We start from the raw sequence: 26,229 nt of genomic DNA, 5'->3' as shown, positions 1-26,229 counted from the left end.
TGGGGGCGTGCCACTGATCGGTGAACCCCTCGTCTGGTCCACGCCCCTGCGCACCCGGTTCCGCGGGATCGACGTGCGCGACGGCGTGCTCCTGCGCGGTGACGCCGGGTGGGGCGAGCTGTCCCCGTTCTGGGACTACGCCGACGAGGAGTCGGCCACCTGGCTGCGCGCCGCGCACGAGGCAGCCCTCACCGGCTGGCCCGCGCCCGTCCGCGACAGCGTCCCGGTGAACGTGACCGTCCCCGCCGTCGGCCCCGAGCGGGCGCGCGAGATCGTGCTCGCGTCTGGCGGCTGCCGCACCGCCAAGGTCAAGGTCGCCCAGCGCGGCCCCGACGGCACCCTCGAACCGGTGAGTGCCGAGGCGGAGCGGGTCGCCGCGGTCCGCGAGGCGCTCGGACCCGACGGCGCGATCCGCGTCGACGCCAACGCCGCCTGGACCCCCGACGAGGCCCTCGCCCACCTCTCCGAGATCGACCGTGCGGCCGGCGGTCTGGAGTACGTCGAACAACCCTGCGCCGACGTCGACGAGCTGGCCCTGGTGCGCCGCAAGCAGGACGTGCCCGTCGCCGCCGACGAGTCGATCCGCCGCGCCTCCGACCCGATGCGGGTCGTCCGCCAGGAGGCCGCCGACATCGTGGTCCTCAAGGTCCAGCCCCTCGGCGGCGTCCGTGCCTGCCTCGACCTCGCCGAACAGGTCGGGCTGCCCGTCGTCGTCTCGTCCGCCCTGGAGAGCTCGGTGGGCATCGCCGCCGGCGTCGCGCTCGCCGCCGCCCTTCCCGAGCTGCCCTACGCCTGCGGGCTCGCGACGTCGCAGCTCCTGGTGCACGACGTCGTCGACCACCCCCTGCTCCCCGTCGACGGCGCGCTCCCCGTCTGGCGCCCCGAGCCGTCGCCGTCGGCGCTCGCGGCCGCGCCCGCCGACGGCCCGACGGCGGAACGCTGGCTCGCCCGCTACCACCGCCTGACCCGCATCCTGGAGGACGCATGACCATCCCGCCCGCCGTGGCCTCCGCCCGCGCACTGGTCGCCGCCCTGGTCCGCCAGGGTGTGCAGGACGTCGTGCTCGCCCCCGGCTCCCGCAGCGCCCCCCTGGCCTACGCGGTCGCCGAGGCAGCCGATACCGGCCGCATCACGCTGCACGTGCGGGTCGACGAGCGGGACGCCGCGTTCCTCGCGCTGGGCCTGTCCAAGGGTGCGGAGGGTGCACCGGTCGCCGTCGTGACGACGTCGGGTACGGCCGTGGCCAATCTGCACCCCGCCGTGCTGGAGGCGAGCCACACCGGTCTGCCCCTGATCCTCCTCACCGCCGACCGGCCGCACGAGCTGCGCGGCACAGGGGCGTCGCAGACGACCGACCAGGTGGGCATCTTCGGCTCGGCGGTGCGGTTCGCCGTGGACGTGCCGGCGCCGTCGGCCGCGGGCGAACCGGAGCTCCGTGACCTGCGGCACGTCACGGCACGCGCTGTCAGCGCGGCCCTGGGCTTCCGGTCGGGGCATCCCGGGCCGGTGCACCTGAACCTGGCGTTCCGGGACCCGCTCGCGCCGTCGGACCCCCTGCCGGGACTGCCCGGGGACACGGCTCAGGAGGGCTACCCGAAGCCCGACCCGCCGCTCGTGATCCCCGCGGCGCTCCAGGACGCCGGGTCGCCCGCGCTGCTGGGCGACCCGGCACACACCGTGGTCGTGGCCGGGGACGGCGCGGGGTCCCAGGCGCGCCGGCTCGCCGAGGCGCAGGGCTGGCCGCTGTTCGCGGAGCCGTCGTCCGGTGCGGTGGGCGGCCCCAACGCGGTGGCGGGGTACCGCGCGCTGCTCACGTCCGACGCCCTGGCGGGAGACATCGACCAGGTGGTCGTCCTCGGCCGGCCCACGTTGTCCCGGCCCGTGCAGCGGCTCCTCGGCCGCGCGGGCGTGACGGTCACCGTGGTCGCGCCAGGTGCCGGTCCGTGGCCCGACGCCGCCCGCAACGCCACCGTCGTGCTGCCCGGCCTTGCGGCGCCCTGGTTCGAGGAGACGGGCGCGCCGCCGAGCGACTTCCTGGAGCGCTGGCGCGACGCCGGCGCCCGTGCCGCCCGGGTCCTGGACGAGGTGACCTGCGACGACGCGGTGCTCGGCGGTCCGACGGCGCTGTCCGTGGCCCGGGCCGTCGCGGCGGTGCTCGGCCCGGACGACCTGCTCGTTGTCGGCTCGTCCAACCCGGTACGCGACCTGGAGCTCGTGCTCGGCCTCGACGGTCCCGGCCCGGCCGTGCTGGCCAACCGGGGGCTCGCCGGCATCGACGGCACCGTGTCGACGGCGCTGGGCGTGGCCCTCGCCGCCGCACGGCGAGGCCTGCGCACGCGGGCGCTGCTGGGCGACCTCACGTTCCTGCACGACGTCGGCGGCCTGCTCCGCGGGCCCGACGAACCGCCCGTGGACCTGGAGCTCGTCGTGGTCAACGACGACGGCGGGTCGATCTTCGCGACCCTCGAGCACGGTGCGCTCGCCGCGACCGGCAGCGCCGCGAGCGCCACCTTCGAGCGCGTGTTCGGCACGCCGCACGGGGCCAACCTGGCGCAGCTCTGCGCGGGCTACGGGGTGGACCACCAGCTCGTCAAGGACGTGCCGACCCTGCGGCACGCGCTCCAGGCGCCGAGCCACGGCGTCCAGGTGATCGAGGTCCGGGTGTCTCGCGCGGACCGGCTGGCGGAGACCCGGGACCTGGTGCGGCGCATCACGGAGGCGGCGGGGAGTGGCGGTCGGGGCTGACTGGGTTGGGTTGGGGGGCTGGGCTGGCTGGGCTGGCTGGGGCTTGCTGGGTTGGCCGGGCTTGCTGGGTTGGCCGGGTTGGCCGGGTTGGCTGGGCTGGCCGGGGCTTGCTGGGTTGGCCGGGGGTCTGCTGGGTTGGCCGGGCCGATCGAGCTGACCGGGCCGATCGGGCTGACCGGGCCGATCGGGCTGACCGGGCTGACCGGGCCTGATCGGCCTGACTGGGCTGATCGGCCTGACTGGGCTGACCGGCTGACCGGCTGACCGGCTGACCGGGCTGACCGGCTGACTGGGCGGACCGGCTGACAGGGCTGACAGGGCTGACAGGGCCTGACACGGCATGATCGGTGCGACCGGCTTGATCGCGTCTGTGGCTCAGGCCCCGGGGGTGAGGCTCAGCCCCGGCGGTTCGGTCCCTTGCTGTGTTCTTCCTGGCTGCTTCGGTCCGTTGCCGCGAGATCGGTCGCCCGATCGACCGATCTCGCGGCAACGGACCGAAGTGGCTTCGGCGGCGGGGGCAAGGGACCGATCTGGATGTTCAGGTGCCGAGGCAGGCGGTCCTTCCAGCCGGCGTCGAGGGCGTGCAGGGAACTCACAGGTACACGTAAGGGTGGGACAAGGATCGAGGTGTCAACTAGTGGTGACTTCAAGGAGGGTCACCGATGAACGACGAGAACAGCACCACTCCGCGGCCGGACCAGCAGGCGCCCGGGGCGCAGCCCACCGAGCAGCTGCCCGCGGCCCAGCACACGCAGCAGCTCCCGGTCCAGAACCCGGCGCCGGCCCAGGGCCCCGCGTCGGACGTGGCACCTGAGCAGTCCTCGAACGCCGGGCGCGCGCCCGCGCAGCCGTCGGCCCCCGTACAGCCCGCGGCCCCGGCGCAGCCCGTCACTGTGGTGCAGCCCGCGGTCGGCGCGCAGCAGCCGTCGGCTCCGGCGCCGGCCTCGGCTCCGGTGACCGGCGCCCCCGCCCAGCAGCCGTCGGCCCAGCACCCGACCGCCCAGCACCCGACCGCCCAGCAGCCGGCAACCCACCAGCCGACCGCCGCGCAGGCACCCGCCCCGCAGCAGCCCGCCCCGCAGCAGCCCGCCCACCAGCACTCGGGTCACGAACAGCCCGCCCACCAGACCCCGCCGTCGCACGCACCGGCCGCACACACCCCGGCCGCACACACCCCGGCCACTACCCCGCCCTCGGTCCCCGTAGGCGCCGCCCCGGCCCCCGCCGGTGGTTCGGGCTCCGGCTACACCAACCCCTACGCCCTGCCGGCCACGGCGTCGGACGAGCCGAAGCCGACCGCGCGCAACCGCACCTGGGTGCCGGTGGTCAGCGCCGCGGCGGCCGCGGCGCTGCTGGCCAGCCTCGGCACGGCGGGTGCCATCGCGATCACCAGCGACGGCTCGGACGCGGCCTCCCTGGCCGACGTCGGGCAGTCGAGCAGCGAGAACGTGCCGGTCAAGAGCTCGACCGTGCAGAACCCGAACTGGACCGAGGTCACGTCGGCCGTGCAGAAGTCCGTGGTGTCGATCCAGGTGGAGAGCCAGTCGGGCGGGGCCGAGGGCTCCGGCGTCGTGCTGGACTCCGAGGGGCACGTGCTGACCAACAACCACGTGGTGTCCGGCGCGACGACGGTGCAGGTGACGCTGAGCGACGGCCGCGTGTACGAGGCCGACATCGTCGGCACCGACCCGACGACCGACCTCGCGGTCGTCCAGCTCTCCGACCCGCCGTCGGACCTCGAGCCGGCCACCTTCGCCGACTCCGACGACGTGGCCGTGGGCGAGCCCGTCATGGCGCTCGGCAACCCGCTGGGCCTGGCGAACACGGCCACGACCGGCATCGTGTCCGCCCTCGACCGCCCGGTCACGGCCAGCGCCGAGGACGGGTCCGACCAGGTCGTGACGAACGCGATCCAGATCGACGCCGCGGTGAACCCGGGCAACTCCGGTGGCCCGCTGTTCAACGCGTCCGGTGAGGTCATCGGCATCACGTCGTCGATCGCGACCCTGTCGGGCTCCTCGAACAGCTCGGGCTCGATCGGCCTCGGCTTCGCCATCCCGGCGAACCTGGCCTCCCAGATCGGCGACCAGCTCAAGGAGGACGGCACCGCGGAGCACGCGTTCCTCGGCGTCACCCTCTCCGACGCGGAGGCCACGGCCGACGGCGTCACGCGCCGTGGTGCGGGTGTCCAGGACGTCGTCGCCGACTCGCCGGCCGGCGACGCGGGCATCCAGCAGGGTGACGTGATCGTCGCGATCGACGGCGACCCCGTCAACGGTTCGGCGTCGCTCACGGCGTTCGTGCGGGAGAAGGACGCCGGCGACAAGGCGGTCCTGACCGTCGTGCGCGACGGCAGCACCGAGGAGGTCACCGTGACGCTCGCCGTGAAGGAGGAGTCCGCCGCCGCGCCGGACCAGGGTTCGCAGGGTCAGGTGCCGGGCCAGGGCGGCTCCGGATCGGACCAGAGCAACCCGAACAACATCCCCGACTGGCTCCAGGAGTTCTTCGACAACCAGGGCTGAGCCCGGCCGCACCGAACCCCCAGGACACCCCGTGTGACCTGGGGGTTCGGTGCGTATTCGCGTTCAGCGGGTGAACCTTGCCGGGCCGGTCTAAGTTGGTCCGCGTGTCTGGGACGTACACCGTGGTCAGGACCCTGGGACGGGCGGATGCCGCACACGACATCCTCGAAGAGCTGCCCGAGTGGTTCGGCATCGACCGGTTCACGCACGAGTACGTCGAGGCGGCCGCCCGCTTCCCCAACTACGTGGCGGTCGCCGCGCCCGAGGCGGAGCCGGCGTGGGCGGCGTCCGGCGGTCCGGACCCTGCCCGGGCGCGAGAGGCCGGGCCAGGTCCGGCGCACCTCGGGGCCGACGGCGGTGCCGTCCCCACGGCCGACGTGCTCGGGGTGCTGCTGCTCGACCAGCGCTACCCCACGTCGGCCGAGGTGCACCTGCTCGCCGTGCGGCGCAAGCATCATCGCTCGGGCATCGGGCGCACCCTGCTGGAACGGGTCGAGGACGACCTGCGCGCCCAGGGGGTGCGGCTGCTGAGCGTGAAGACGCTCGGGCCGTCGGCGTCCGACCCGGGTTTCGACCAGACCCGCGCCTTCTACGCCGCGTGCGGCTTCCACCCGGTGGAGGAGTTCCCCGACCTCTGGGCCGGGGACCCCTGCCTCCTGATGGTCAAGGCGCTCTGACGGCGGGGTGTCAGGGGAGGGCGGGCGAGCCGAACAGGGCCTCCGCGGCCCCCGGCACGACGGCGGCGACGACGCCGCCCAGGCTGCGCTCCAGGTAGCCGACGAGCTCCTCGGCGGCGAGGTCGGAGTTGATGCCGCCGTCGACGAGCGCCTGCTCGGCCAGCGCGACCCAGGAGCGGACGGCGATGCGCAGCAGCTCGGTGTCCGGCACGCCCAGCTCCAGGAGCACGGCGAGAGCGCGCTCGGTCTGCTCGCGCCGCGCGTCCTCGATGACGGCGCGCACCTCCTCGTCACCGCTGGCCGCGCCTCGCACGAGCGAGTAGAACGTGGGCCCGTGCTCCCGCACGTAGGCGACGAGCCTGGTCAGGGTGCTGGCCAGGCGTTCGGACGGCGGCAGCTCGGGCAGCGGTTCGGACGCGTGCAGCATCGAGTCGCGGGCGCGGCGCACGATCTCGTGGTGCAGGCCGTTCTTCGAGCCGAAGTAGTAGTAGACGAGACCCGTCGAGACACCGGCTTCGGCGGCGATCTCCTCGACGGTCACCTCGGCCAGGGGGCGGTCCGCGAGGGTGGCGACCCCGAGGGCCACGAGCTGGTTACGACGTTCCTCCGGGCGCAGGCGCGTGCGTCGGGCTGTTGCCATGCGTCGAGCATATCGGGCATGCTTTGCGCCGCCGTCGGGGGGTCAATTGACGGTGACTCAGTAATCGCGCTAACGTCGCCGCGGAGCGACGATGCGGTCGCTCACATTGGGATCGAGGGGAACACCAATGAAGCTCAGCAAGCTCACGGGGTCGCGCAAGGGTCGCGTGGCTCTCGCAGTCATTCCGGTCACCATCGCCGCCAGCGTCCTGCTGGGCGGGGTCGCCCAGGGCGCCGTGCCCGTCTCGTTCGCCATCTCCGGCAGCCAGTTCAAGATCGGCGCCGACCAGCTCGCCGGCACCGGCTTCTCGCAGTACGCGGGCGTGGCCACGGCGTCGGACGGTACCCAGCACCCGGCCGCCATCGCCAACATCAAGGACGCGCAGCTCTACAACCTGTGCCAGTCCGTCGTGCAGGACACGCCGCTCGGCAAGGTCGGCCTGCTGATCTCCGCCGGCACCGGTGACGAGCCCGCGAAGGCCACCGACCTGCAGATCGGCATGAACGACCTGTCGGGCACCGCGATCTTCAAGAACATCCGCATCGGCGTGGACGCCTCGACCGTGAACACGGCCAAGAAGGGCGACGCCGGCGACTTCGCCATGGACTCCGACTCGGTCGACATCTCCAACCTGGAGCAGGTCTCCTGGAGCACGCAGGCCGCCGTCTTCCAGCTCACGGACCTCAGCCTCAAGATCACGGACGGCACCGAGTGCTTCTGAGTCCGGACGGCCAGGCGCCCGCCGGCCGCCCCGGACTTCGCGCGAGGCTCGCGGGCTGGCGCAGGGACTTCCGTCCCTGGCGCCGGCAGCGGCCGTTCGTCGGGGGTGTGCTGGTAGCGCTCGCGGGCCTGGAGATGCTCCTGTCCGGCCCGATCAAGCTGGACCAGTTCGGCATGAACATCGTGCTGCGGTTCGGCGTGGAGGGCGCGCAGGCGACGATCCTGCCGCTGGCACTGACGCTGCTCGGGATCCTCTCGATCGCGCAGCCGGTGCACCGGATCTTCTACGGCGTGATCGCGCTCGCGATCTCCGTCTACTCGATCGCGGGCGTGAACCTCGGCGGCTGGGTCGTCGGGTTCCTGCTCGGCGTGGTCGGCGGCGTCATCGTGGTCTCGTGGGCTCCGACGCCGCAGGCGGCGGAGGGTGACCGGGAGGCCGGCGAGACGGCGAGCGGCGCGACGCGGGACGACGATCCGGCGTCCGGCGCGGACGCGAGCGGCGCGACGCCCGCCGACGAGCCGCGGTCCGGCAGCGCCGGCGAGCCGCGACCTGGCAGCGCCGGCGAGCCGCGGTCCGGCAGCGCCGGCGAGCCCGGAGCGGGGACGTCGGACGGCGCCGACAGCGACGTCGACCCGGCGCCGCAGGAGACGTCGCCGGGCGGAGGCTCGGCGGCCGACGGGTCGCGGGACGGCGCGTCGCGCGACGCCACGGCGGCCGGCGAGACCGAGGCGATCCCCAAGGTGGAGTCGCTCAGCGGCGCGCTGCGGGCGCTGTCCCAGAAGTCGGCGGCGGTCGTGGTGGCCGGAGCGCTGGCTCTCGCCGGTACGAGCGTGCCCGCGTCCGCCTCCGACGCCGACGCCACGACCCGGTCGGACGACTCGTTCTGGTGCGTCGTCTTCGGCGCCTGTGACGACGAGGGGACGGCGGATCCGTCGGCCTCGCCGTCGCCGTCGGCCGGCGCGACCGACCCGGGGACGGGCGAGACCGCCGACCCGGGGGAGGGGACCGGCGGGACCGAGGAGCCGGGCGACGGCTCCGCGGGCGACCCGGACGGGACCGGCGACTCTGGCGGCACCGGCGGTGACGGCGGTGACGGCGCGAGCTCGGCCGGCGACACCGGGGACACGACCGGCGCGGGCACGGGCCGGGGTGACGCCGCCACGGGCGAGGACACGTCCGAGTGCCAGGAACCCACGCAGGACGGGGAGGTGCCGCCCGAGGAGGCGGACGTCGCGCCGTCCGACCCGTGCGGTGAGATCGACCCGCAGGAGACGATCGAGGAGGCGCTGCAGACCGAGCTCGGCACGTGCGTCAAGGTCAGCTTCGGCGGAAAGTACGACCTCAACGTGGCCCTGCCGGGTCAGTGCGGGGCCCGCGAGGACGGCAACGTCTTCTCGCTGCCCGCCGACCTGGAGAGCCGGGACCTGACGATCCCGCTCACGGGCATCAACGGCATCGGCCTGGCGAACGTGCCGGTCAAGGGTGACGGTGGCGGCCGCAGGGACGCGATCAAGATCTCGGCGGACAAGGTCGTCGTCGACGGGTTCTGGCTCAAGTCGTACGCCTACGACCACGGCACCGTGGCGGGCACGGACACCCGGGCGAACTTCGTCTCGCTGGAGGGCGACGCCCACATGTACGTGTCGTCGATCCACGCGAACCTGCCCGACGGTCAGGACCTCCTGGAGGTCGCGACCAAGGTGCTGGAGGGTGCCTCGCTCATCGAGCTCCTGCTCACGGCCACCGACGCGCGCATGGGCTTCCTGGGTGCCACCTCCGACATCCAGGTCTGGGACCACTTCCGCGAGCAGGTCTGGGGCGACCCCACGGACCCGATCGGCAAGGGCCCCACGGCCGGCACCCCCTGATCACCCGTTGAGTGCGGGATATTCGCCCCTCTTCGTGTGCCAGAAGGGCGAATGTCCCGCACTCAACGGGTGCCGAGGGCGTAGCGCATCGGGTCCAGCTTGGCCTCCGACTCCGCCAGCTCCGCGGCGGGGTCCGAGGCCGCCACGATGCCGCAGCCCGCGAAGAGGCGGATGTGGTGGCGGTCCTTGGCCGAGATCTCGGCCGAGCGCAGGGCGATGCCCCACTCGCCGTCGCCGTCGGCGCCCACCCAGCCCACCGGGCCGGCGTAGCGTGCGCGGTCCAGGCCTTCGATCTCCCGGATCAGGTCGCGTGCGGCCGTGGTCGGCGTGCCGCAGACGGCGGCGCTCGGGTGCAGCGCCGCGGCGAGCGACAGGGACGACGGCGGACGCCGGGCCGACGCCGCCCCCTGGTCGGTGAGCACGCCCGTCACGTCGGTCGCCAGGTGCATCACGTTCGGCAGGTGCAGCACGAACGGCGCCTCGGGCACGTTCATGGACGAGCAGAAGGGCTCCAGCGCGGCCGCCACCGACCGGACGGCGAACTCGTGCTCCTCCAGGTCCTTCGAGGACCGGGCGAGCTGGGCGGCGCGCAGCAGGTCGGCGTCGTCCGCCGTCCCGTCGTCGGCGCCGGTGTCCGCGGCCGACGACGCCTCGGCGTGCTCGCGGCGGATGGTGCCCGCCAGCACGCGCGAGGCGACCAGGCCCTTCTCGCTGCGGACCAGGAGCTCCGGCGTCGCGCCCACCATGCCGTCCACGCTGAACGTCCAGCACGCCTCGTACGCCGTCGTGAGACGGCCCAGCAGGTGCCGGGTGTCGATCGGCTGCTCGGCGGTGGCGACGACGTCGCGGGCGAGCACCACCTTCTCCAGCTCGCCCGCCTGGATCCGGGCGATGCCCTCGGCCACCACGGCCGGCCAGTCCTCGGCACCCACCGCGCCGTCGGCCAGGGCGACCCGTCCGGGCTCGGTCACGGGCTGCCGCGGATAGGCGGACAGCAGGTCCTCGCCCACGGGGGCCGACCGGTCGCCCACCAGCGAGATCGTAGTGAGCCACGACCGCTCGCCCCGCCGTCCGACGACGACGCGCGGCACGATCAGCACCCCGCTCGCCCGCGCTGCGTCCTCCTCGTCACCGGGCGAGACGTCGTCGAACGCGAAGCTGCCGAACGCGACCAGCCCGCTGCCGGGCAGCGCCACGTCGTCGTGCACCAGGGCGCGGTCGAGCACCGTGCGCCACTTGTCGTCGGCGTCGGCGAACCGGCCCGGGCCGAACGTCTCGAACCGCAGCGCCTCGCCCCAGCCCACCAGGCCGTCGCCGTGCCGCACCCAGGCCAGCGCGTTGGTGTCCGGGAGCCGGTCGATCAGCGCGGTGGCGCCGTCGGCGAGGTCGTCGATCGCGACGGTGCGGACCACGAGCTGCGGGCCGTCGGGCGCACCCCGGGGCGCGTCGTCGGACGGGAGCGGCGCCTCGGTCACCCAGACGTCGTACGGGGCGGTGGACGCGCCGGGCACGCCGGGCGCGCCGCCGGAAGGTGAAGCGATCATCAGGCTCAGGATAAGCGCGGCCGGGAGGCGCCAGGGTGCTTGGTCGCCGAGGTCACAGCGGGGCCGCTCGCCGCCGGACCCGGCACCTCCCTGGCGCGCCCGCCGGCCGTGGCCTGGCCCTCGGGCGTGGGACGATGGCGGCATGTCCCGCGCAAGCCTGGAGAAGAAGCCGGCCGAGGTCGCGTCGATGTTCGACGGGATCGCCGCCCGCTACGACCTGACCAACGACCTGATCTCACTGGGCCAGGACCGGCGCTGGCGCCGCCTCACGGTCGAGGCCGTCGCCGCGATGCCGGGCGAGCGCGTGCTCGACCTCGCCGCCGGCACGGGCACCAGCAGCGAGCCGTTCGCGGCCGACGGCGCCTTCGTGGTCCCGTCCGACTTCTCGATCGGCATGCTGCAGGTGGGCAAGCGGCGCCGCCCCGACCTGCCGTTCGTCGCGGGGGACGCCACCCGGCTGCCCTTCGCCGACGAGTCGTTCGACGCCGTGACGATCAGCTTCGGCCTGCGCAACGTCGTGGACACGAGCGCCGCGCTGAAGGAGATGCGGCGCGTGGTGCGGCCGGGCGGCCGCATCGTGATCTGCGAGTTCTCCACCCCCACCTGGGCGCCGTTCCGCAAGGTCTACCAGGAGTACCTGATGCGCGCGCTGCCGCTGGTGGCGAACGCCGTGACCCGGGACAAGGGGTCCTACGACTACCTGGCGGAGTCCATCCGGGGCTGGCACGACCAGGTCGGCCTGGCGAAGCTCATGCTGGAGGCCGGGTGGGAGCACGCCGCCTACCGCAACGTGTCGGGCGGCATCGTGGCCCTCCACCGGGCGGTCCGCGCGGCCTGACGGCGCGGCAGCGCGGCTCGGCGAGGTCGTGACTTTGCCTCGAGGTCGGCACAGCACTGTGCCGACCTCGAGGCAAAGTCACGACCTCGCTGTGCTGTGCCGGGCCTGCGCCCGCGGAGGAGCCTTGGGGGGCCTCCTCAAGTAAGGGGAACCTTCCTACACAATCCCCCCTAAGTGTGGCTAGGGTGTCGGTGTTGTGACAGGGTTCACAAGGACTTGTCGTCAAGTCCGGAAGAGCCCCGCACAGCGAGGTCAGCAACGGCCAGCAGCGGGTTCCCAACGGGGGTGAACGTGCGAAGAGAGAGACGCGACGACGCGGACGTCATCGTGGTGGGCGCCGGCCCGGCCGGCTCGTCCACCGCGCACTGGTGCGCGGCCGCGGGTCTCGACGTGCTGCTGCTGGAAAAGGGTGAGTTTCCCCGCGACAAGATCTGCGGCGACGGCCTGACGCCGCGCGCCGTGGCGGAGCTGGTCCGGATGGGCGTGCCGACCCGCGAGGAGGACGGCTGGATCCGCAACCGCGGCCTGCGCGTCCACGGCGGCGGCCGGTCCTACGAGCTGGACTGGCCCGCCCTCACGACCTACCCGGGCTACGGCATGGCCCGCGCCCGGATGACGCTGGACCACACCCTCGCGCAGCACGCGCAGGCGAGCGGCGCCAAGCTGCTGGAGCGCACCAAGGTCACCGGCCCGGTGCGGGACGACGCAGGCCGCGTGGTCGGTGTCACGGCGCAGCCGCTCGACGCCCGCGGGCGTGCCGAGGGCCCCGTCAAGGAGTTCCGCGCCCCGGTCGTGGTGGCGGCCGACGGCGTGAGCTCCCGCTTCGCGCTCGGCATCGGCCGGGAGCGTCGCGACGACCGCCCCATGGGCACCGCCGTCCGCGCCTACTACCGCACACCGCGCCACGACGACCCCTTCATGGAGTCGCACCTGGAGCTCTGGGACGGGGAGCCCGGCAAGAGCGACCTGCTGCCCGGCTACGGGTGGATCTTCCCGCTCGGCGACGGCACGGTGAACGTGGGCCTGGGCAGCGTGGCGTCCACGCCCGCCCGACAGTCCGCGGCGGGCATCGACTACCGGCGTCTCATGGAGACCTGGCTCGCCAAGAGCGCGCCGGAGGGCTGGGACCTGGTGCACGAGCCCGAGCGCGGCCCGATCCGCGGCGCGGCCCTGCCCATGGGCTTCAACCGTGGCCCCCTGTACGCCGACGGCGTGCTGCTGGCCGGCGACTCCGCCGGCATGGTCAGCCCGTTCAACGGCGAGGGCATCGCGTACGGGCTGCAGGCGGGACGCGTCGCGGCCGAGGCGATCAGCCAGGCCCGGCACAAGAGCACCGACGCGGCCCGCGAGGCCACGCTCGCCACGTACGGCGAGCGCATGCGCGACGACCTCGGCGGGTACTACACGCTGGGCCGCTGGTTCGTGCGGCTCATCGAGCACCCCGAGATCATGCGGACCTGCGTCCGGTACGGCCTGCCGCGCAAGGTCGTCATGCAGTTCACGCTCAAGCTCCTGTCCGACTGCTACGAGCCGCACGGCGGCGACTGGGTCGACCGCGTCATCGCGGGGCTGACCAGGGTGGTCCCGAGCGCATGAGCATCACGTCCACGAAGGGCAAGCCGTTCATGAAGGGCACAGCATGAACCCCTACGTACCCGTCCTGATCCTCATGGCGATCGGGGCCGTCCTGGCGCTCGGCGGCGTGGCCGCGAGCGCGATCATCGGCCCCAAGCGGTACAACCGCGCCAAGCTCGACTCGTACGAGTGCGGCATCGAGCCGACGCCGCACGCGGTGGGCGGCGGGCGCCTGCCGATCAAGTACTACCTGGTGGCGATGACATTCATCGTCTTCGACATCGAGGTCGTCTTCCTCTACCCGTGGGCCGTGGACTTCACGACGCTCGCGACGTTCGGGCTGGTGGCGATGCTGGCGTTCCTGGCGCTGATCACCGTGCCGTTCGTCTACGAGTGGCGCCGCGGCGGCTTCGACTGGGTCTGAGACAGCGACTTCACGCGTGGCGCCCCGGGGCGCCACGCGGCGACGCCGGGCGGGGCCCGGCAGCTAAGGAGGGGACATGGGTGTCGAGGAAGCGCCGTCAGGGTTCCTGCTGACGACGATCGAGGACCTCGCGGGGTACCTGCGCAAGGCCTCGGTGTGGCCGGTGACGTTCGGGCTGGCCTGCTGCGCCATCGAGATGATGGCCGCCGGTGCGTCGCGGTTCGACCTGTCGCGGTTCGGCATGGAGGTGTTCCGCGCCTCGCCGCGCCAGGCGGACCTGATGATCGTGGCGGGCCGCGTGAGCCAGAAGATGGCCCCGGTGGTGCGCCAGGTGTACGACCAGATGAGCGAGCCCAAGTGGGTGCTCTCCATGGGCGTGTGCGCGTCGTCGGGCGGGATGTTCAACAACTACGCGATCGTGCAGGGCGTGGACCACGTGGTCCCGGTCGACATCTACCTGCCCGGCTGCCCGCCGCGCCCGGAGATGCTGATCAACGCGATCCTCGGGCTGCACGACCACATCCAGAACGCGCCGCTGGGCGTGAACCGGGTCGAGGCCGCACGCGCCGCCGAGGCGGCCGCGATGGAGGCCACGCCGACCTTCGAGATGAAGGGCCTGCTGCGATGAGCGACGTCACGCCGGGCGGCGACCAGGGCTCGGCCCTGACGCCCCCGGAGGGCGCGGCCACCTTCGAGGTGGTCGAGGTCAGGAAGGGCATGTTCGGCGCCCACGGCTCGGGCGACACGTCGGGCTACGGCGGCCTGGTCACCCCCGTCGCGATGCCCGCCGCGTCGCCCCGGCCGTACGGGAGCTGGTTCGACCAGGTGGTCGACGTCCTGGCCGAGGTGCTGGACGACGCCGCGCGGACCGGCGGTCCCACCTTCGACCAGGCGGTCGAGAAGGTGGTCGTCGACCTGCACGGCGCCGCGAGCGCCGACGCACCGCAGGCGGAGCTGACCATCGACGTCGCCCGCGAGCACCTCGTGGCCGTGTGCCAGGCGCTGCGCGACGACCAGGACCTGCGGTTCGAGCTGTCCCTCGGCGTGAGCGGCGTGCACTACCCGCACGACGCCGGCCGTGAGCTGCACGCCGTGTACCACCTCGCCTCGATCACCCACTCGCGCCGGCTCCGCCTGGAGGTCGCGGCCCCGGACGAGGACCCGCACATCCCGTCGACCACGTCGGTGTACCCGGCCAACGACTGGCACGAGCGCGAGACGTACGACTTCTTCGGGATCGTCTTCGACGGCCACCCCGCCCTGACCCGCATCGAGATGCCGGACGACTGGGACGGCCACCCGCAGCGCAAGGACTACCCGCTCGGCGGCATCCCCGTCGAGTACAAGGGCGCCACGGTGCCCCCGCCGGACACGAGGAGGAGCTATTCATGAGCGCTCCCACTGCGACCCCCCACGCCACCCGGCCCGCCGGGAACGAGGACATGTCCTCCACCGTGCGCGCCTTCGAGGCCTACGGCGACGGCGACTGGGACGACATCGCGCGCGAGGCGATCGGCGAGGAGCGGATCGTCGTCAACATGGGTCCCCAGCACCCGTCCACGCACGGCGTGCTGCGCCTGATGCTGGAGATCGACGGCGAGACCGTCACCGAGGCCCGGGCCGGTATCGGCTACCTGCACACGGGCATCGAGAAGAACATGGAGTTCCGGACGTGGACGCAGGGCACCACGTTCTGCACCCGCATGGACTACGTGGCACCCCTGTTCCAGGAGGCCGCCTACTGCCTCGCCGTGGAGAAGCTGCTGGGCATCACCGACGACGTGCCCGAGCGCGCGTCGGTGATCCGGGTGCTCATGATGGAGCTGAACCGCATCTCCTCCCACCTGGTCTGCGTCGGCACCGGCGGCAACGAGATGGGCGCCACCACCGTGATGACCATCGGCTTCACCGCCCGCGAGGAGATCCTGCGCCTGTTCGAGGCCGTCACCGGCCTGCGCATGAACCACGCGTACATCCGCCCCGGCGGCGTGGCCGTGGACACCCCGGAGGGCTTCACCACCCAGGCGCGCGAGGCCCTCAAGAAGGTGCGCGGCTACCTCAAGCAGCTCACCGACCTCATGCTCGCCAACCCCATCTTCAAGGCGCGCCTGACCGACGTCGGCGTGCTCAACCTGTCCGGGTGCATGGCGCTCGCCGTGACCGGCCCGGTGCTGCGGTCCACGGGCCTGCCGTACGACGTCCGCAAGGACAACCCGTACTGCGGCTACGAGACCTACGACTTCGACGTGCCCACCTCGAAGGGCGCCGACTGCTACGACCGCGTGGTGCTCCGCATCGAGGAGTGCTACCAGTCGCTGAAGATCATCGAGCAGGCCCTGGAGCGGCTCGACCGTACCGAGGGCGAGCCCGTCATGGTGGCCGACAAGAAGATCGCCTGGCCCGCCCAGCTCGCCGTCGGCGGCGACGGCCAGGGCAACTCGCTGGAGCACATCAAGAAGATCATGGGCACCTCCATGGAGGCCCTGATCCACCACTTCAAGCTGGTCACCGAGGGCTTCCGCGTCCCCGTCGGCCAGGCCTGGCAGACCGTGGAGCACCCGCGCGGCGAGCTCGGCGTGCACGTCGTGTCCGACGGCGGCACCCGCCCCTACCGCGCGCACTTCCGCGACCCCTCGTTCAACAACCTCCAGGCCACGTCGGTGATGTGCGAGGGCGGCCAGGTGGCCGACGTCGTCGTCGCCGTCGCGTCCCTGGACCCCGTGCTGGGAGGTGTGGACCGATGACGGCCGAGCCCGTGGAGACGCCCACGACGAAGACGCGCTACGACGCCGACACCCTGGCGGGCCTGACCGCCGACGCGACGCAGATCATGGCCCGCTACCCGGACCCCCGGTCCGGCCTGCTGCCGATGCTGCACCTGGTGCAGTCCGTCGACGGGTACGTGAGCCGCGACGGCATCCTGTTCTGCGCCGAGATGCTCGGCATCACCGCCGCCGAGGTCTCCGCCGTCGCGACCTTCTACACCCAGTACAAGCGCCACCCCAACGGCACCTACACCGTGGGCGTGTGCACCAACACCCTGTGCGCGGTCATGGGCGGCGACGCCATCTTCGACGAGCTCAGCGAGCACCTCGGCGTGGGCCACGACGAGACCACGCCCGACGGCGCGATCACGCTGGAGCGCGTCGAGTGCAACGCCGCCTGCGACTACGCGCCCGTCGTGATGGTCAACTGGGAGTTCTTCGACAACCAGACGCCCGAGACGGCGACGGCGCTCGCGGACAAGCTGATCCTGGGCGAGGACGTGGTGCCCACCCGCGGTGCCGCGTCCGTGTGCTCGTTCAAGCAGATGAGCCGGGTCCTGGCCGGGTTCCCCGACGGTCGCGCCGACGAGGGCGTGGGCGCGGGCGCCCCGACGCTCGCGGGGCTCAAGGTCGCCCGCGAGCGTGGCTGGACGGCGCCGGACGCCCCGGCGGCCGACGGCGGGGCGGACGTCCCGGCGGGGCAGACCAGCCCGCCGGTCGGCACCCCGGGGTCGAGCGCGGAGCGCAAGCCCGCCACGCCGTCCGACACCGAGGTCGGCAAGGACAAGAAGCCCGGGGAGGACGCGAAGTGAGCCTGACACCGGTACTGACCGACACCTGGGACAAGGACCGCTCCTGGCGGCTGGCCACGTACGAGCGCAACGGCGGCTACGCCGGCCTCAAGAAGGCCCTGACGATGGAGCCCGGCGCCCTGGTCCAGGCCGTCAAGGACTCCGGGCTGCGCGGCCGTGGCGGCGCGGGCTTCCCCACGGGCATGAAGTGGGGCTTCCTGCCCCCGCCCGACGGCGGCCCGCGGTACCTGGTCGTCAACGCGGACGAGTCCGAGCCGGGCACCTGCAAGGACATCCCGCTCATGCTCGCCAGCCCGCAGCACCTCATCGAGGGCGTGGCGATCACGAGCTTCGCGATCGGCTGCGACCACGCGTTCATCTACGTCCGCGGCGAGGTGCTGCACGTCTACCGGCGGCTGCTGAACGCCGTCGAGGAGGCGTACAAGGCGGGCTACCTGGGCAAGAACATCCAGGGCTCGGGCTTCGACCTGGACGTCACGGTGCACGCCGGGGCCGGCGCCTACATCTGCGGCGAGGAGACGGCGCTGCTCGACTCGCTGGAGGGCCTGCGCGGCCAGCCGCGGCTCAAGCCGCCGTTCCCCGCCGTGGCCGGCCTGTACGCGCGGCCCACCGTGGTGAACAACGTGGAGTCCATCGCGTCGGTCCCCGCGATCATCGCGAAGGGAGCCGACTGGTTCTCCTCCATGGGCACCGAGAAGTCGCAGGGGCACGGCCTGTTCTCCCTGTCCGGGCACGTCACCACGCCCGGCCAGTACGAGGCGCCGCTGGGCATCACGCTGCGCGAGCTGCTGGACCTCTCGGGCGGCGTCCGGGCCGGGCACGAGCTCAAGTTCTGGACCCCCGGCGGCTCCTCCACGCCGATCTTCACCGCCGACCACCTGGACACCCCGCTCGACTACGAGTCGGTGGGCGCGGCGGGCTCGATGCTCGGTACGCGCGCGCTGCAGATCTTCGACGAGACCGTGTGCGTGGTCCGTGCGGTGTCCCGGTGGACCGACTTCTACGCGCACGAGTCGTGCGGCAAGTGCACGCCGTGCCGCGAGGGCACCTACTGGCTCAAGCAGGTGCTGCACCGCATCGAGGCGGGCGAGGGCCAGGACGGCGACCTCGAGCTGCTGCTCGACCTGTGCGACAACATCCTCGGCAAGGCGTTCTGCGCCCTCGGTGACGGCGCGGTGTCGCCGATCACGTCGAGCATCCAGCACTTCCGGGACGAGTACCAGGCGCACATCGACGGGCACGGCTGCCCGTTCGACCCGAGCGCGTCGGCCCTGTTCCCGTACACCCCCAAGACTCGGACTCCCGGGGCCCTCGCGGGCGCCGGCGCGGGAGGTCACTGATGACCGTCACCACGAACGACACCAGCACCGAGGCCGCACCGGTCGAGCTGGTCACCTTCACCATCGACGGTACCGAGGTCAGCGTGCCCAAGGGCACGCTGATCATCCGCGCCGCCGAGCAGGCCGGCATCCAGATCCCGCGGTTCTGCGACCACCCGCTCCTGGCGCCCGCGGGCGCCTGCCGGCAGTGCCTCGTCGAGGTCGCCATGCCGGACCGCGAGGGCAACGTGCGGCCCATGCCGAAGCCCCAGGCCTCGTGCACCATGACCGTGGCGCCGGGCATGGTGGTCAAGACGCAGCACACCTCCGCCGTGGCCGACAAGGCGCAGCAGGGGGTCATGGAGCTGCTGCTCATGAACCACCCGCTCGACTGCCCGGTGTGCGACAAGGGCGGCGAGTGCCCCCTGCAGAACCAGGCCATGTCCAACGGCCGCACCGACTCGCGGTTCGTCGACGTCAAGCGCACCTTCCCCAAGCCGATCGCGCTGTCCACGCAGATCCTGCTCGACCGCGAGCGCTGCGTGCTGTGCCAGCGCTGCACGCGGTTCAGCGAGGAGATCGCGGGCGACGCGTTCATCGCCCTGCAGGACCGTGGCGCGCACCAGCAGATCGGCCGGTTCGACGAGGACGTGCTCGGGTTCGCCGGCGCGGAGTCGAGCAACGGCCCCGTGGACCGCCCGGTCGGCGAGGCCGCCACGGACAGCTCGGGGCGGCCCTTCTCGTCGTACTACTCGGGCAACACCGTGCAGATCTGCCCGGTCGGCGCGCTGACCGGTGCGGGCTACCGGTTCCGCTCGCGGCCGTTCGACCTCGTCAGCACCGAGAGCATCGCGGAGCACGACTCGAACGGCTCGGCGATCCGCATCGACCACCGCCGCGGCCAGGTGCTGCGCCGGCTGTCGGGCGAGGACCCGGTGGTCAACGAGGAGTGGATCACCGACAAGGACCGCTTCGCCTTCACCTGGCAGAGCGCGCCCGACCGGCTCACCACGCCGCTGGTCCGCGACCGCGCGGCCGACGGCACCCGGGGCGAGCTGCGGCCGGCCTCCTGGGTCGAGGCGCTGGAGGTCGCCGCGGCCGGGCTGACCCGGGCGCGGCAGGCCGGCGGGGTCGGCGTGCTGCCGGGCGGGCGGCTCACCGTCGAGGACGCCTTCGCGTGGTCGCGGTTCGCGCGGACGGCGCTCGGCACCAACGACGTGGACCAGCGGGTCCGCGTGCACTCCGCCGAGGAGGCCGCGTTCCTGGCGCACGCCGTGGCCGGCACCGGTATCGGCGTCACGTTCTCCGACCTGGAGAAGGCACCCGCGGTGCTGCTGGCCGGTCTGGAGGCCGAGGAGGAGGCGGGCGTCACCTACCTGCGGCTGCGCAAGGCGGCCCGGTCGGGCGCGAAGATCTTCTCCGTGGCCCCGTACGCCACCCGCGGCCTGACACGCCTCGACGGCACGCTGCTGCCGGCGGCGCCGGGCACCGAGACCGACTGGCTGGCCGCGCTGGCGGACGGCGCGTCGGCGTCGGACACCGTGGCCACCACGAGCGCCGCCCTGGCCCAGCCGGGGGCCGTGATCCTCGTGGGCGAGCGCCTGGCGGGCTCGCCGGGTGCGTACGCGGCGGCCCTCCGGCTCGCCGCGGTGACGGGCGCGCGGCTCGCGTGGATCCCGCGTCGCGCGGGCGAGCGCGGCGGCGTCGAGGCGGGGCTGCTGCCCGGCCTGCTGCCGGGCGGCCGCCCGGTCACCGACGCCGCGGCCCGCGCCCAGGTGGCGCAGGCGTGGGGCGCGCAGGTCCCGGCGGAGCCGGGCCGTGACACCTCGGGCATCCTCGCCGCCCTGACGGACGGCACCCTGGGCGGGGCGGTCGTCGGCGGCGTCGAGCTCGCCGACCTGCCCGACCCGGAGGCTGCCCGGGCGGCCCTGGACGCCGTCGCGGCGCGCGGCGGGTTCGTGCTCAGCCTGGAGGTGCGCGCCTCCGAGGTCACCGAGCGGGCCGACGTGGTGCTGCCGGTCGCGCCGCCCGTCGAGCGGGCAGGTTCGTACTGGAACTGGGAGGGCCGGGTGCGGTCCTTCGGCGCGGCGCTCGAGTCGAACGCGCTGCCGGACCACCGCGTGCTGCACGTGCTGGCCCAGCAGCTCGGCGTGGACCTGCAGGCGGCGACGCCGGCCGAGGCCCACCTGTCGATCGCGATGACGCAGCGCGAGGCGTGGTCGGGCGACCGCGTCGCCGCACCGCAGCAGGCGCAGGCGGCGGCCCCCGAGGTGGGGCCGGGCCAGGCGGTGCTCGCCACCTGGCGGCTCCAGCTCGACGCGGGCCGCGGCCAGGACGGCGAGCAGTTCCTCGCGGGCACGGCCAAGCAGCCCGTGGCCCGCCTCTCGGCCGCCACGGCGGAGAGCCTCGGGGTGGCTGACGGCGGCCGCGTCGCCGTCGGCACGTCGCGCGGCACCGTCGAGCTGCCGGTCGTGGTGACCGAGCCGATGGTGGACGGCGTCGTCTGGCTGCCGCTGAACAGCGTGGGCAGCCGCGTGCACGCCACGCTCGGCGCTGCCGCGGGCGACCTGGTCACCGTGTCGGCCGCCTCGGACAACTCGGAAAGGGGTGGGCGATGAGCCCCCTTGTCGTCGCCGCCGCGGCGCCCGGCGTCGCCGCCGACTTCTCGCAGGAGACCATCTGGGCCTCGATCGTGAAGGCCGTGCTGATCGTGGTCTTCCTGCTGACCAGCGTGCTCTTCGCGATCTGGTTCGAGCGCAAGGTCGTGGCCCGCATGCAGGTGCGGCCGGGCCCCAACTGGCACGGTCCCTTCGGCCTGCTCCAGTCGCTCGCGGACGCCATGAAGCTCCTGCTCAAGGAGGACATGACGGTCACGCGGGCCGACCGGTTCGTGTACCTGCTGGCGCCGATGATCTCGGTGTTCTGCTCGCTGCTCGTCTTCGCCGTCATCCCGTTCGGGCCCAGCCTGCCGTTCCCCTGGACGGACTGGACCACCCCGGCCCAGCTCACGGACTTCCCGGTGGCGGTCCTGTACATCCTGGCCGCCGCGTCGCTCGGCGTGTACGGCATCGTGCTGGGCGGCTGGGCCTCGGGCTCCACCTACCCGCTGCTCGGCTCGGTCCGCTCGACGGCGCAGGTGATCAGCTACGAGCTCGCCATGGGCCTGTCGCTGGTCAGCGTGTTCATCATGGCGGGGTCGATGTCGACGTCGCAGATCGTGTCCAGCCAGACGCAGATCTGGTGGTTCATCCCGCTGGCGCCGGCCTTCGTGATCTACGTGATCTCGATGATCGGCGAGACCAACCGCCTGCCGTTCGACCTCCCCGAGGCCGAGGGCGAGCTGGTCTCCGGCTACATGACCGAGTACTCGTCGATGAAGTTCGCCTGGTTCTTCCTGGCGGAGTACATCAACATGCTCAACGTCTCGGCCGTCTGCGTGACGCTCTTCCTGGGCGGCTGGCGGGCACCGGTGCCCGACGGGTTCCTGGGCGGCGCCCTCAACGAGGGCTGGCTGCCGATCATCTGGTTCCTCGTGAAGCTCTGGGCCGTCATGTTCGTCTTCGTGTGGGTGCGCGGCACGCTGCTGCGCCTGCGCTACGACCAGTTCATGGTGTTCGGCTGGAAGGTGCTCATCCCGGTCGCGCTGGCCTGGGTGGTCGTGCTCGCCGTCGTGCAGTGGCTGCAGCGCGTGCAGGGCGTCACCTACCAGCAGTTCATCCCGGTGATCGTCGGGGCCGCCGTCGTCTTCGTCGCCGTCATGTGGTTCTGGCCCGAGAAGAAGCAGGCGCCCCCCGCGGCCGACGCCGAGAAGGAGACCGTCGACGCGTTCGCCGGCGGCTTCCCGGTGCCCCCGCTGCCCGGCGAGAAGCTGCCCCCGTCCAAGCGGTTCGGAAAGGAGGTCCACGGTGAGTGACTACCAGCCTCTGCGGCCCCAGCCGGGGCCCATCGCGGAGATCTTCGCTCCCGTCGCGGGCTTCGGCGTGACGCTGTCTTCGATGTTCAGGCCCACGGTCACGGAGCAGTACCCGCGCAAGAAGGAGCCGACCCAGCGCCGGTTCCACGGCCGTCACCAGCTCAACCGGTACGCCGACGGGCTGGAGAAGTGCATCGGCTGCGAGCTGTGCGCGTGGGCGTGCCCGGCGGACGCGATCTACGTGGAAGGTGCCTCCAACGCGGACCTGCCCGAGAACGAGGGCCGGCAGGTCAAGGCCGACGACTCCGGCGGGGCCCACATGAGCCCCGGCGAGCGGTACGGGCGCGTCTACCAGATCAACTACCTGCGCTGCATCTTCTGCGGGCTGTGCATCGAGGCGTGCCCCACGCGGGCGCTCACCATGACGAACGACTTCGAGCTGGCCGGCAAGACCCGGGCGGGCATGATCTACGAGAAGCAGGACCTGCTGGCCCCGCTGTCCGAGGGCATGCTCGCGGCGCCGCACCCCATGGTCGAGGGCACCACGGACACCGACTACTACAGCGGTGACGTGCTCGGTCCGACGGCGGCGCAGGTCGCCTGGGTCCGCGAGCAGCGGCCGGACGACGAGACGCTGGACGCCGCCGAGGCCGTGGTCTCGGGCACGGCTCCCGCGCCGACGCCGCGCCAGCACGAGCTGCGTCCGGACGAGGGTCCGGGTGCCGCCGAGCGGTCCGCGGGCGCCGCCGCCGTCGGCTCGGTGCGGGTGCTGGCGAGCGACGCCCGGCCGGACGGCCGCACGGAGGTGACGGCATGACCCCCGCCGGCCTGGAGATCTCGGGCGGCGAGACCGTCCTGTTCTGGGTGATCGCCCCGCTCATGGTGCTCGCCGCGCTCGGCCTGCTGTTCGTGCGGCGTGCCGTGCACGCCGCGATGTGCCTGGTGTTCGTCATGGTCAGCATGGCCATCCTGTACATCGCGCAGGAGGCGCCGTTCCTCGGCGTCGTGCAGGTGGTCGTGTACACCGGCGCCGTGATGATGCTGTTCCTGTTCGTGCTGATGCTCGTGGGCGTCGACGCGTCGGACTCGCTCACCGAGACCATCCGCGGGCAGCGCTGGATCGGCCTGCTCATCGGCCTCGGGCTGGCGCTGGTGCTGGCCGGCGTCGTGGGTCGGGCCGCGTTCCCGCCCGCCGTCGGCCTGGCCGGCGGCGACCCGGGCGGCGTCGCCAACCCGCAGGCCCTGGCCCGCGTGCTGTTCGGCGACTACGTGCTGGCCATGGAGGCCGTGGGCGTGCTGCTGGTGACGGCGGCCGTCGGCGCGCTCGTGCTCACGCACCGCCGCCGGCTCACCCCCAAGCAGAACCAGCGGACGGTCGCGGAGGCGCGCGTCAAGGCGCTGCCCGACGGCGTCACGCTCACGCCGCTGCCGTCGCCCGGCGTGTACGCCCGGTCGAACGCGATGGACACGCCCGCGCTGGGCCCCGACGGCGAGCAGGTGCCGCAGTCGGTGTCGCGCGTGCTGCGGATCCGCGGCCAGGAGCGGCCCGCTCCGCACACCGCGGTCGCGCTGGTCGAGGCGCAGGCCGCCGGGGCTCGCGACGCGTCGGACGCCGAGGAGGAGGCCTGATGGACATCACCAACTACGTGGTCCTGGCCGCCGTGCTGTTCGCCATCGGGGCGACGACGGTGCTGCTGCGCCGCAACGCGATCGTGGTGTTCATGGGCGTCGAGCTCATGCTCAACGCCACCAACCTCGCCTTCGTCACCTTCGCCCGGCTGCACGGCGACCTGACCGGTCAGGTGCTCGCGTTCTTCGTCATGGTCGTCGCCGCCGCCGAGGTCGTCGTGGGCCTGGCCATCATCGTGACGATCTTCCGTACCCGCCGTTCGGCCTCGGTCGACGACGTCAACCTCCTGAAGGGCTGAGACGTGAACGACGTGATCGGGCTCGCCCCCTGGCTGGTCGGCTTCCCGCTGATCGGTGCGGCAGTGCTGCTGCTGGGCGGCAGGGCCACCGACCGCTGGGGCCACTGGCTCGGCGTGCTGGCCTCGGCCGCCTCCGCGGTGGTCGGCTTCGTCCTGATGTTCCGCATGATCGGCGTGCCGCCCGAGGAGCGCGCGATCGACCACAGCCTGGGGACGTGGCTGTCCGCGGGCGGGCTGGACGTGGACCTCGGCCTCCGGCTGGACCCCCTGTCCATGACGTTCGTGGTGCTCGTGACCTTCGTGGGCACGCTCATCCACGTGTACTCCGTGGCGTACATGGACCACGACGTCGACCGGCGCCGGTTCTTCGCCTACCTGAACCTCTTCGTCGCGGCCATGCTGACGCTGGTCCTGGCCGACTCCTACCTGCTGCTCTTCGTGGGCTGGGAGGGGGTGGGCGTCGCGTCCTACCTGCTCATCGGGTTCTGGGACACGGGCCGGCCGTCGGCCCGCGAGAACGCGGTGGCGGCCAAGAAGGCGTTCGTCATGAACCGTATCGGGGACATGGGGCTCATCGCCGCGATGGCCATCCTGTTCGCGACGGTGGGCAGCGTGAGCTTCGCCGACGTGCTCCCGGCCGCGGGCGGGCTCTCCGAGGCCACCGCGACCGCCGTCGGCCTGTGCCTGCTGCTCGCCGCGTGCGGCAAGTCGGCGCAGTTCCCCCTCCAGGCCTGGCTCGGCGACGCGATGGCCGGCCCGACGCCGGTGTCCGCGCTCATCCACGCCGCCACCATGGTCACCGCGGGCGTCTACCTCATGGTGCGCTCCGGCCCCATCCTGGAGGCGGCCCCGACGGCGCAGCTCGTCGTCGTCATCGTGGGTGCGGTGACCCTGCTGTTCGGTGCCGTGGTCGGTACCGCGAAGGACGACATCAAGAAGGCGCTGGCCGCCTCCACCATGTCGCAGATCGGCTACATGATGCTCGCCGCGGGCCTCGGCCCGGCCGGGTACGCGTTCGCCATCTTCCACCTGCTCACGCACGGCTTCTTCAAGGCGGGGCTGTTCCTCGGCGCCGGCTCGGTGATGCACGCGATGGGCGACCAGACCGACATGCGCCGGTTCGGCGGGCTCTCGCGGTTCCTGCCCATCACGTGGATCACGATGGGCCTGGGCTGGCTCGCGATCCTCGGCATCCCGCCGTTCTCCGGCTTCTGGAGCAAGGACGGGATCATCGAGGCCGCGTTCATCCCGGTCGAGGGGCAGCCGTGGCGGGCCTGGGTGTTCGGCTCGGTGGCGGTGCTCGGCGCAGCGATCACCGCGTTCTACATGACCCGCCTGTTCTTCATGACGTTCGGCGGACGGCGTCCGCGCTGGACCGAGAACCAGCACCCCCACGAGGGCTCGCCGCTCATGTGGTGGCCGCTGGTGTTCCTCGGCGTCGGCTCCGCCGCGCTCGGTCTCGTGCTCGGCATCGGCGGCACGTTCACCACCTGGCTGGAGCCGGTGGTCGGGCACGCCGAGCACCACGAGCCGGTGCTCCCGGTCCCCGTGATCATCACGACCACGCTGGTCGTCGTGGTCCTCGGCGCCCTGCTCGCGTTCCGCATGTACGCGGTGCAGCTCGTTCCCGAGGAGGCGCCGCGCGGCTCCTTCCTCACCCGGGCCGCCCGCCGGGACCTCTACCAGGACGCCGCCAACGAGACCCTCGTGGTGCTGCCGGCGCACGGTGTGGCCCGCCTGGTCCAGGTCGGTGACCGTGACGTGGTCGACCGCGGCTGGGGCGTGCTGCCCCTGGCCGTCTCGTGGTTCGGCGCGGTGTTCCGCAAGGCGCAGACCGGGTACGTCCGCTCGTACGCCGCGGGCATGGCGGGCGGTGTCCTCGTGATCGCCGCCGTTGCGTGGCTCGTGGCTGGCCTGGGCGGTGCCCAGTGATCGGAG

General features: G+C 72.9%; 22 protein-coding genes. 20 read left to right on the top strand and 2 right to left on the bottom strand.

Features of this window, described 5'->3' with window-relative positions; genetic code table 11:
* Positions 1 to 7: 7 nt before the first annotated feature.
* The 4 genes from ACO229_RS19130 to ACO229_RS19115 all read left to right on the top strand — a co-directional run bounded on the left by ACO229_RS19130 (position 8) and on the right by ACO229_RS19115 (position 5,944).
* Entirely contained in the window at positions 8 to 988 is a 981-nt protein-coding gene (locus ACO229_RS19130; RefSeq protein ID WP_423462473.1) for an o-succinylbenzoate synthase, read from the top strand.
* On the top strand, positions 985 to 2,745 hold the full coding sequence (gene menD, locus ACO229_RS19125) for a 2-succinyl-5-enolpyruvyl-6-hydroxy-3-cyclohexene-1-carboxylic-acid synthase (RefSeq protein WP_423462472.1): 1,761 nt from the start codon (positions 985 to 987) through the stop codon (positions 2,743 to 2,745). The genes ACO229_RS19130 and menD overlap by 4 nt, the downstream gene beginning before the upstream one ends.
* Before the next feature lie 662 nt (positions 2,746 to 3,407).
* A complete protein-coding gene (locus ACO229_RS19120) occupies positions 3,408 to 5,267 on the top strand; it encodes a trypsin-like peptidase domain-containing protein (RefSeq protein WP_423462471.1) in 1,860 nt (619 codons plus the stop codon).
* Between the two features lie 104 nt (positions 5,268 to 5,371).
* On the top strand, positions 5,372 to 5,944 hold the full coding sequence (locus ACO229_RS19115; RefSeq protein WP_397413027.1) for a GNAT family N-acetyltransferase: 573 nt from the start codon (positions 5,372 to 5,374) through the stop codon (positions 5,942 to 5,944).
* Positions 5,945 to 5,954: 10 nt separating this feature from the next.
* Here the strand turns inward: ACO229_RS19115 and ACO229_RS19110 are convergent, their stop codons facing one another.
* Positions 5,955 to 6,584 carry a TetR/AcrR family transcriptional regulator gene (locus tag ACO229_RS19110; RefSeq protein WP_397413028.1) on the bottom strand — a complete coding sequence of 210 codons (630 nt, stop codon included), beginning with the start codon at positions 6,582 to 6,584 and terminating at the stop codon, positions 5,955 to 5,957.
* 127 nt (positions 6,585 to 6,711) lie between these two features.
* On the opposite strand from ACO229_RS19110, the gene ACO229_RS19105 reads away from it, so the two are divergent.
* Positions 6,712 to 7,305 (top strand): DUF6230 family protein, encoded by a 594-nt coding sequence (locus ACO229_RS19105; RefSeq protein WP_119140063.1) that lies wholly within the window; start codon positions 6,712 to 6,714, stop codon positions 7,303 to 7,305.
* Positions 7,296 to 9,173: a DUF6114 domain-containing protein gene (locus ACO229_RS19100; protein WP_423462470.1), complete on the top strand. Its 1,878-nt coding sequence runs from the start codon at positions 7,296 to 7,298 to the stop codon at positions 9,171 to 9,173. The genes ACO229_RS19105 and ACO229_RS19100 overlap by 10 nt, the downstream gene beginning before the upstream one ends.
* A 62-nt stretch (positions 9,174 to 9,235) precedes the next feature.
* Here the strand turns inward: ACO229_RS19100 and ACO229_RS19095 are convergent, their stop codons facing one another.
* Positions 9,236 to 10,717 carry an isochorismate synthase gene (locus tag ACO229_RS19095; RefSeq protein WP_423462469.1) on the bottom strand — a complete coding sequence of 494 codons (1,482 nt, stop codon included), beginning with the start codon at positions 10,715 to 10,717 and terminating at the stop codon, positions 9,236 to 9,238.
* Positions 10,718 to 10,859: 142 nt separating this feature from the next.
* Here ACO229_RS19095 and ACO229_RS19090 point away from each other — a divergent pair, with 142 nt between their 5' ends.
* The 14 genes from ACO229_RS19090 (at position 10,860) to nuoL (ending at position 26,223) form a co-directional block, all read left to right on the top strand.
* Entirely contained in the window at positions 10,860 to 11,555 is a 696-nt protein-coding gene (locus ACO229_RS19090) for a demethylmenaquinone methyltransferase (protein WP_397432985.1), read from the top strand.
* A 291-nt stretch (positions 11,556 to 11,846) separates the two neighbouring features.
* Positions 11,847 to 13,151 carry a geranylgeranyl reductase family protein gene (locus tag ACO229_RS19085; protein WP_423462468.1) on the top strand — a complete coding sequence of 435 codons (1,305 nt, stop codon included), beginning with the start codon at positions 11,847 to 11,849 and terminating at the stop codon, positions 13,149 to 13,151.
* A 43-nt stretch (positions 13,152 to 13,194) separates the two neighbouring features.
* Positions 13,195 to 13,554 carry an NADH-quinone oxidoreductase subunit A gene (locus ACO229_RS19080; RefSeq protein WP_397413033.1) on the top strand — a complete coding sequence of 120 codons (360 nt, stop codon included), beginning with the start codon at positions 13,195 to 13,197 and terminating at the stop codon, positions 13,552 to 13,554.
* 76 nt (positions 13,555 to 13,630) lie between these two features.
* The gene (locus ACO229_RS19075; RefSeq protein WP_020016037.1) at positions 13,631 to 14,182 is read left to right on the top strand and encodes a NuoB/complex I 20 kDa subunit family protein; all 552 of its coding nucleotides are present in this window, start codon (positions 13,631 to 13,633) and stop codon (positions 14,180 to 14,182) included.
* Positions 14,179 to 14,946 carry an NADH-quinone oxidoreductase subunit C gene (locus tag ACO229_RS19070; protein WP_397413034.1) on the top strand — a complete coding sequence of 256 codons (768 nt, stop codon included), beginning with the start codon at positions 14,179 to 14,181 and terminating at the stop codon, positions 14,944 to 14,946. The genes ACO229_RS19075 and ACO229_RS19070 overlap by 4 nt, the downstream gene beginning before the upstream one ends.
* The gene (locus ACO229_RS19065) at positions 14,943 to 16,298 is read left to right on the top strand and encodes an NADH-quinone oxidoreductase subunit D (protein WP_397413035.1); all 1,356 of its coding nucleotides are present in this window, start codon (positions 14,943 to 14,945) and stop codon (positions 16,296 to 16,298) included. Before ACO229_RS19070 ends, ACO229_RS19065 begins: the two co-directional genes overlap by 4 nt.
* Entirely contained in the window at positions 16,295 to 17,131 is an 837-nt protein-coding gene (nuoE, locus tag ACO229_RS19060) for an NADH-quinone oxidoreductase subunit NuoE (RefSeq protein WP_423462467.1), read from the top strand. Before ACO229_RS19065 ends, nuoE begins: the two co-directional genes overlap by 4 nt.
* Complete coding sequence (nuoF, locus tag ACO229_RS19055) at positions 17,128 to 18,471, top strand: NADH-quinone oxidoreductase subunit NuoF (protein ID WP_423462466.1); 1,344 nt, start codon at positions 17,128 to 17,130, stop codon at positions 18,469 to 18,471. Before nuoE ends, nuoF begins: the two co-directional genes overlap by 4 nt.
* Positions 18,471 to 21,068, top strand: a complete 2,598-nt coding sequence (locus ACO229_RS19050) for an NADH-quinone oxidoreductase subunit G (protein ID WP_397413038.1) — start codon at positions 18,471 to 18,473, stop codon at positions 21,066 to 21,068. The genes nuoF and ACO229_RS19050 overlap by 1 nt, the downstream gene beginning before the upstream one ends.
* The gene (nuoH, locus tag ACO229_RS19045; RefSeq protein WP_397432994.1) at positions 21,065 to 22,363 is read left to right on the top strand and encodes an NADH-quinone oxidoreductase subunit NuoH; all 1,299 of its coding nucleotides are present in this window, start codon (positions 21,065 to 21,067) and stop codon (positions 22,361 to 22,363) included. Before ACO229_RS19050 ends, nuoH begins: the two co-directional genes overlap by 4 nt.
* On the top strand, positions 22,356 to 23,180 hold the full coding sequence (nuoI, locus tag ACO229_RS19040; protein ID WP_397413040.1) for an NADH-quinone oxidoreductase subunit NuoI: 825 nt from the start codon (positions 22,356 to 22,358) through the stop codon (positions 23,178 to 23,180). Before nuoH ends, nuoI begins: the two co-directional genes overlap by 8 nt.
* Positions 23,177 to 23,992, top strand: a complete 816-nt coding sequence (locus tag ACO229_RS19035; protein ID WP_397413041.1) for an NADH-quinone oxidoreductase subunit J — start codon at positions 23,177 to 23,179, stop codon at positions 23,990 to 23,992. Before nuoI ends, ACO229_RS19035 begins: the two co-directional genes overlap by 4 nt.
* Positions 23,992 to 24,291 carry an NADH-quinone oxidoreductase subunit NuoK gene (gene nuoK, locus ACO229_RS19030; protein WP_116673522.1) on the top strand — a complete coding sequence of 100 codons (300 nt, stop codon included), beginning with the start codon at positions 23,992 to 23,994 and terminating at the stop codon, positions 24,289 to 24,291. The genes ACO229_RS19035 and nuoK overlap by 1 nt, the downstream gene beginning before the upstream one ends.
* A 12-nt stretch (positions 24,292 to 24,303) precedes the next feature.
* A complete protein-coding gene (nuoL, locus tag ACO229_RS19025) occupies positions 24,304 to 26,223 on the top strand; it encodes an NADH-quinone oxidoreductase subunit L (RefSeq protein ID WP_397433054.1) in 1,920 nt (639 codons plus the stop codon).
* Positions 26,224 to 26,229 lie beyond the last annotated feature (6 nt).

The organism is Promicromonospora sp. MS192, assembly GCF_049532985.1.
Classification (GTDB): domain Bacteria; phylum Actinomycetota; class Actinomycetes; order Actinomycetales; family Cellulomonadaceae; genus Promicromonospora.
The sequence above is the reverse complement of the archived record's forward strand: the minus strand, read 5'-3'. Positions and strand labels throughout refer to the sequence as shown.

Coding starts and splice junctions, on each gene's coding strand:
- nuoK (WP_116673522.1), top strand. CDS start 23,992: ATGGACATCACCAACTACGTGGTCCTGGCCGCCGTGCTGTTCGCCATC.
- ACO229_RS19035 (WP_397413041.1), top strand. CDS start 23,177: ATGACCCCCGCCGGCCTGGAGATCTCGGGCGGCGAGACCGTCCTGTTC.
- ACO229_RS19120 (WP_423462471.1), top strand. CDS start 3,408: ATGAACGACGAGAACAGCACCACTCCGCGGCCGGACCAGCAGGCGCCC.
- nuoE (WP_423462467.1), top strand. CDS start 16,295: ATGACGGCCGAGCCCGTGGAGACGCCCACGACGAAGACGCGCTACGAC.
- menD (WP_423462472.1), top strand. CDS start 985: ATGACCATCCCGCCCGCCGTGGCCTCCGCCCGCGCACTGGTCGCCGCC.
- ACO229_RS19065 (WP_397413035.1), top strand. CDS start 14,943: ATGAGCGCTCCCACTGCGACCCCCCACGCCACCCGGCCCGCCGGGAAC.
- ACO229_RS19050 (WP_397413038.1), top strand. CDS start 18,471: ATGACCGTCACCACGAACGACACCAGCACCGAGGCCGCACCGGTCGAG.
- ACO229_RS19105 (WP_119140063.1), top strand. CDS start 6,712: ATGAAGCTCAGCAAGCTCACGGGGTCGCGCAAGGGTCGCGTGGCTCTC.
- ACO229_RS19095 (WP_423462469.1), bottom strand. CDS start 10,717: ATGATCGCTTCACCTTCCGGCGGCGCGCCCGGCGTGCCCGGCGCGTCC.
- ACO229_RS19075 (WP_020016037.1), top strand. CDS start 13,631: ATGGGTGTCGAGGAAGCGCCGTCAGGGTTCCTGCTGACGACGATCGAG.
- ACO229_RS19110 (WP_397413028.1), bottom strand. CDS start 6,584: ATGGCAACAGCCCGACGCACGCGCCTGCGCCCGGAGGAACGTCGTAAC.
- ACO229_RS19070 (WP_397413034.1), top strand. CDS start 14,179: ATGAGCGACGTCACGCCGGGCGGCGACCAGGGCTCGGCCCTGACGCCC.
- ACO229_RS19080 (WP_397413033.1), top strand. CDS start 13,195: ATGAACCCCTACGTACCCGTCCTGATCCTCATGGCGATCGGGGCCGTC.
- ACO229_RS19090 (WP_397432985.1), top strand. CDS start 10,860: ATGTCCCGCGCAAGCCTGGAGAAGAAGCCGGCCGAGGTCGCGTCGATG.
- nuoH (WP_397432994.1), top strand. CDS start 21,065: ATGAGCCCCCTTGTCGTCGCCGCCGCGGCGCCCGGCGTCGCCGCCGAC.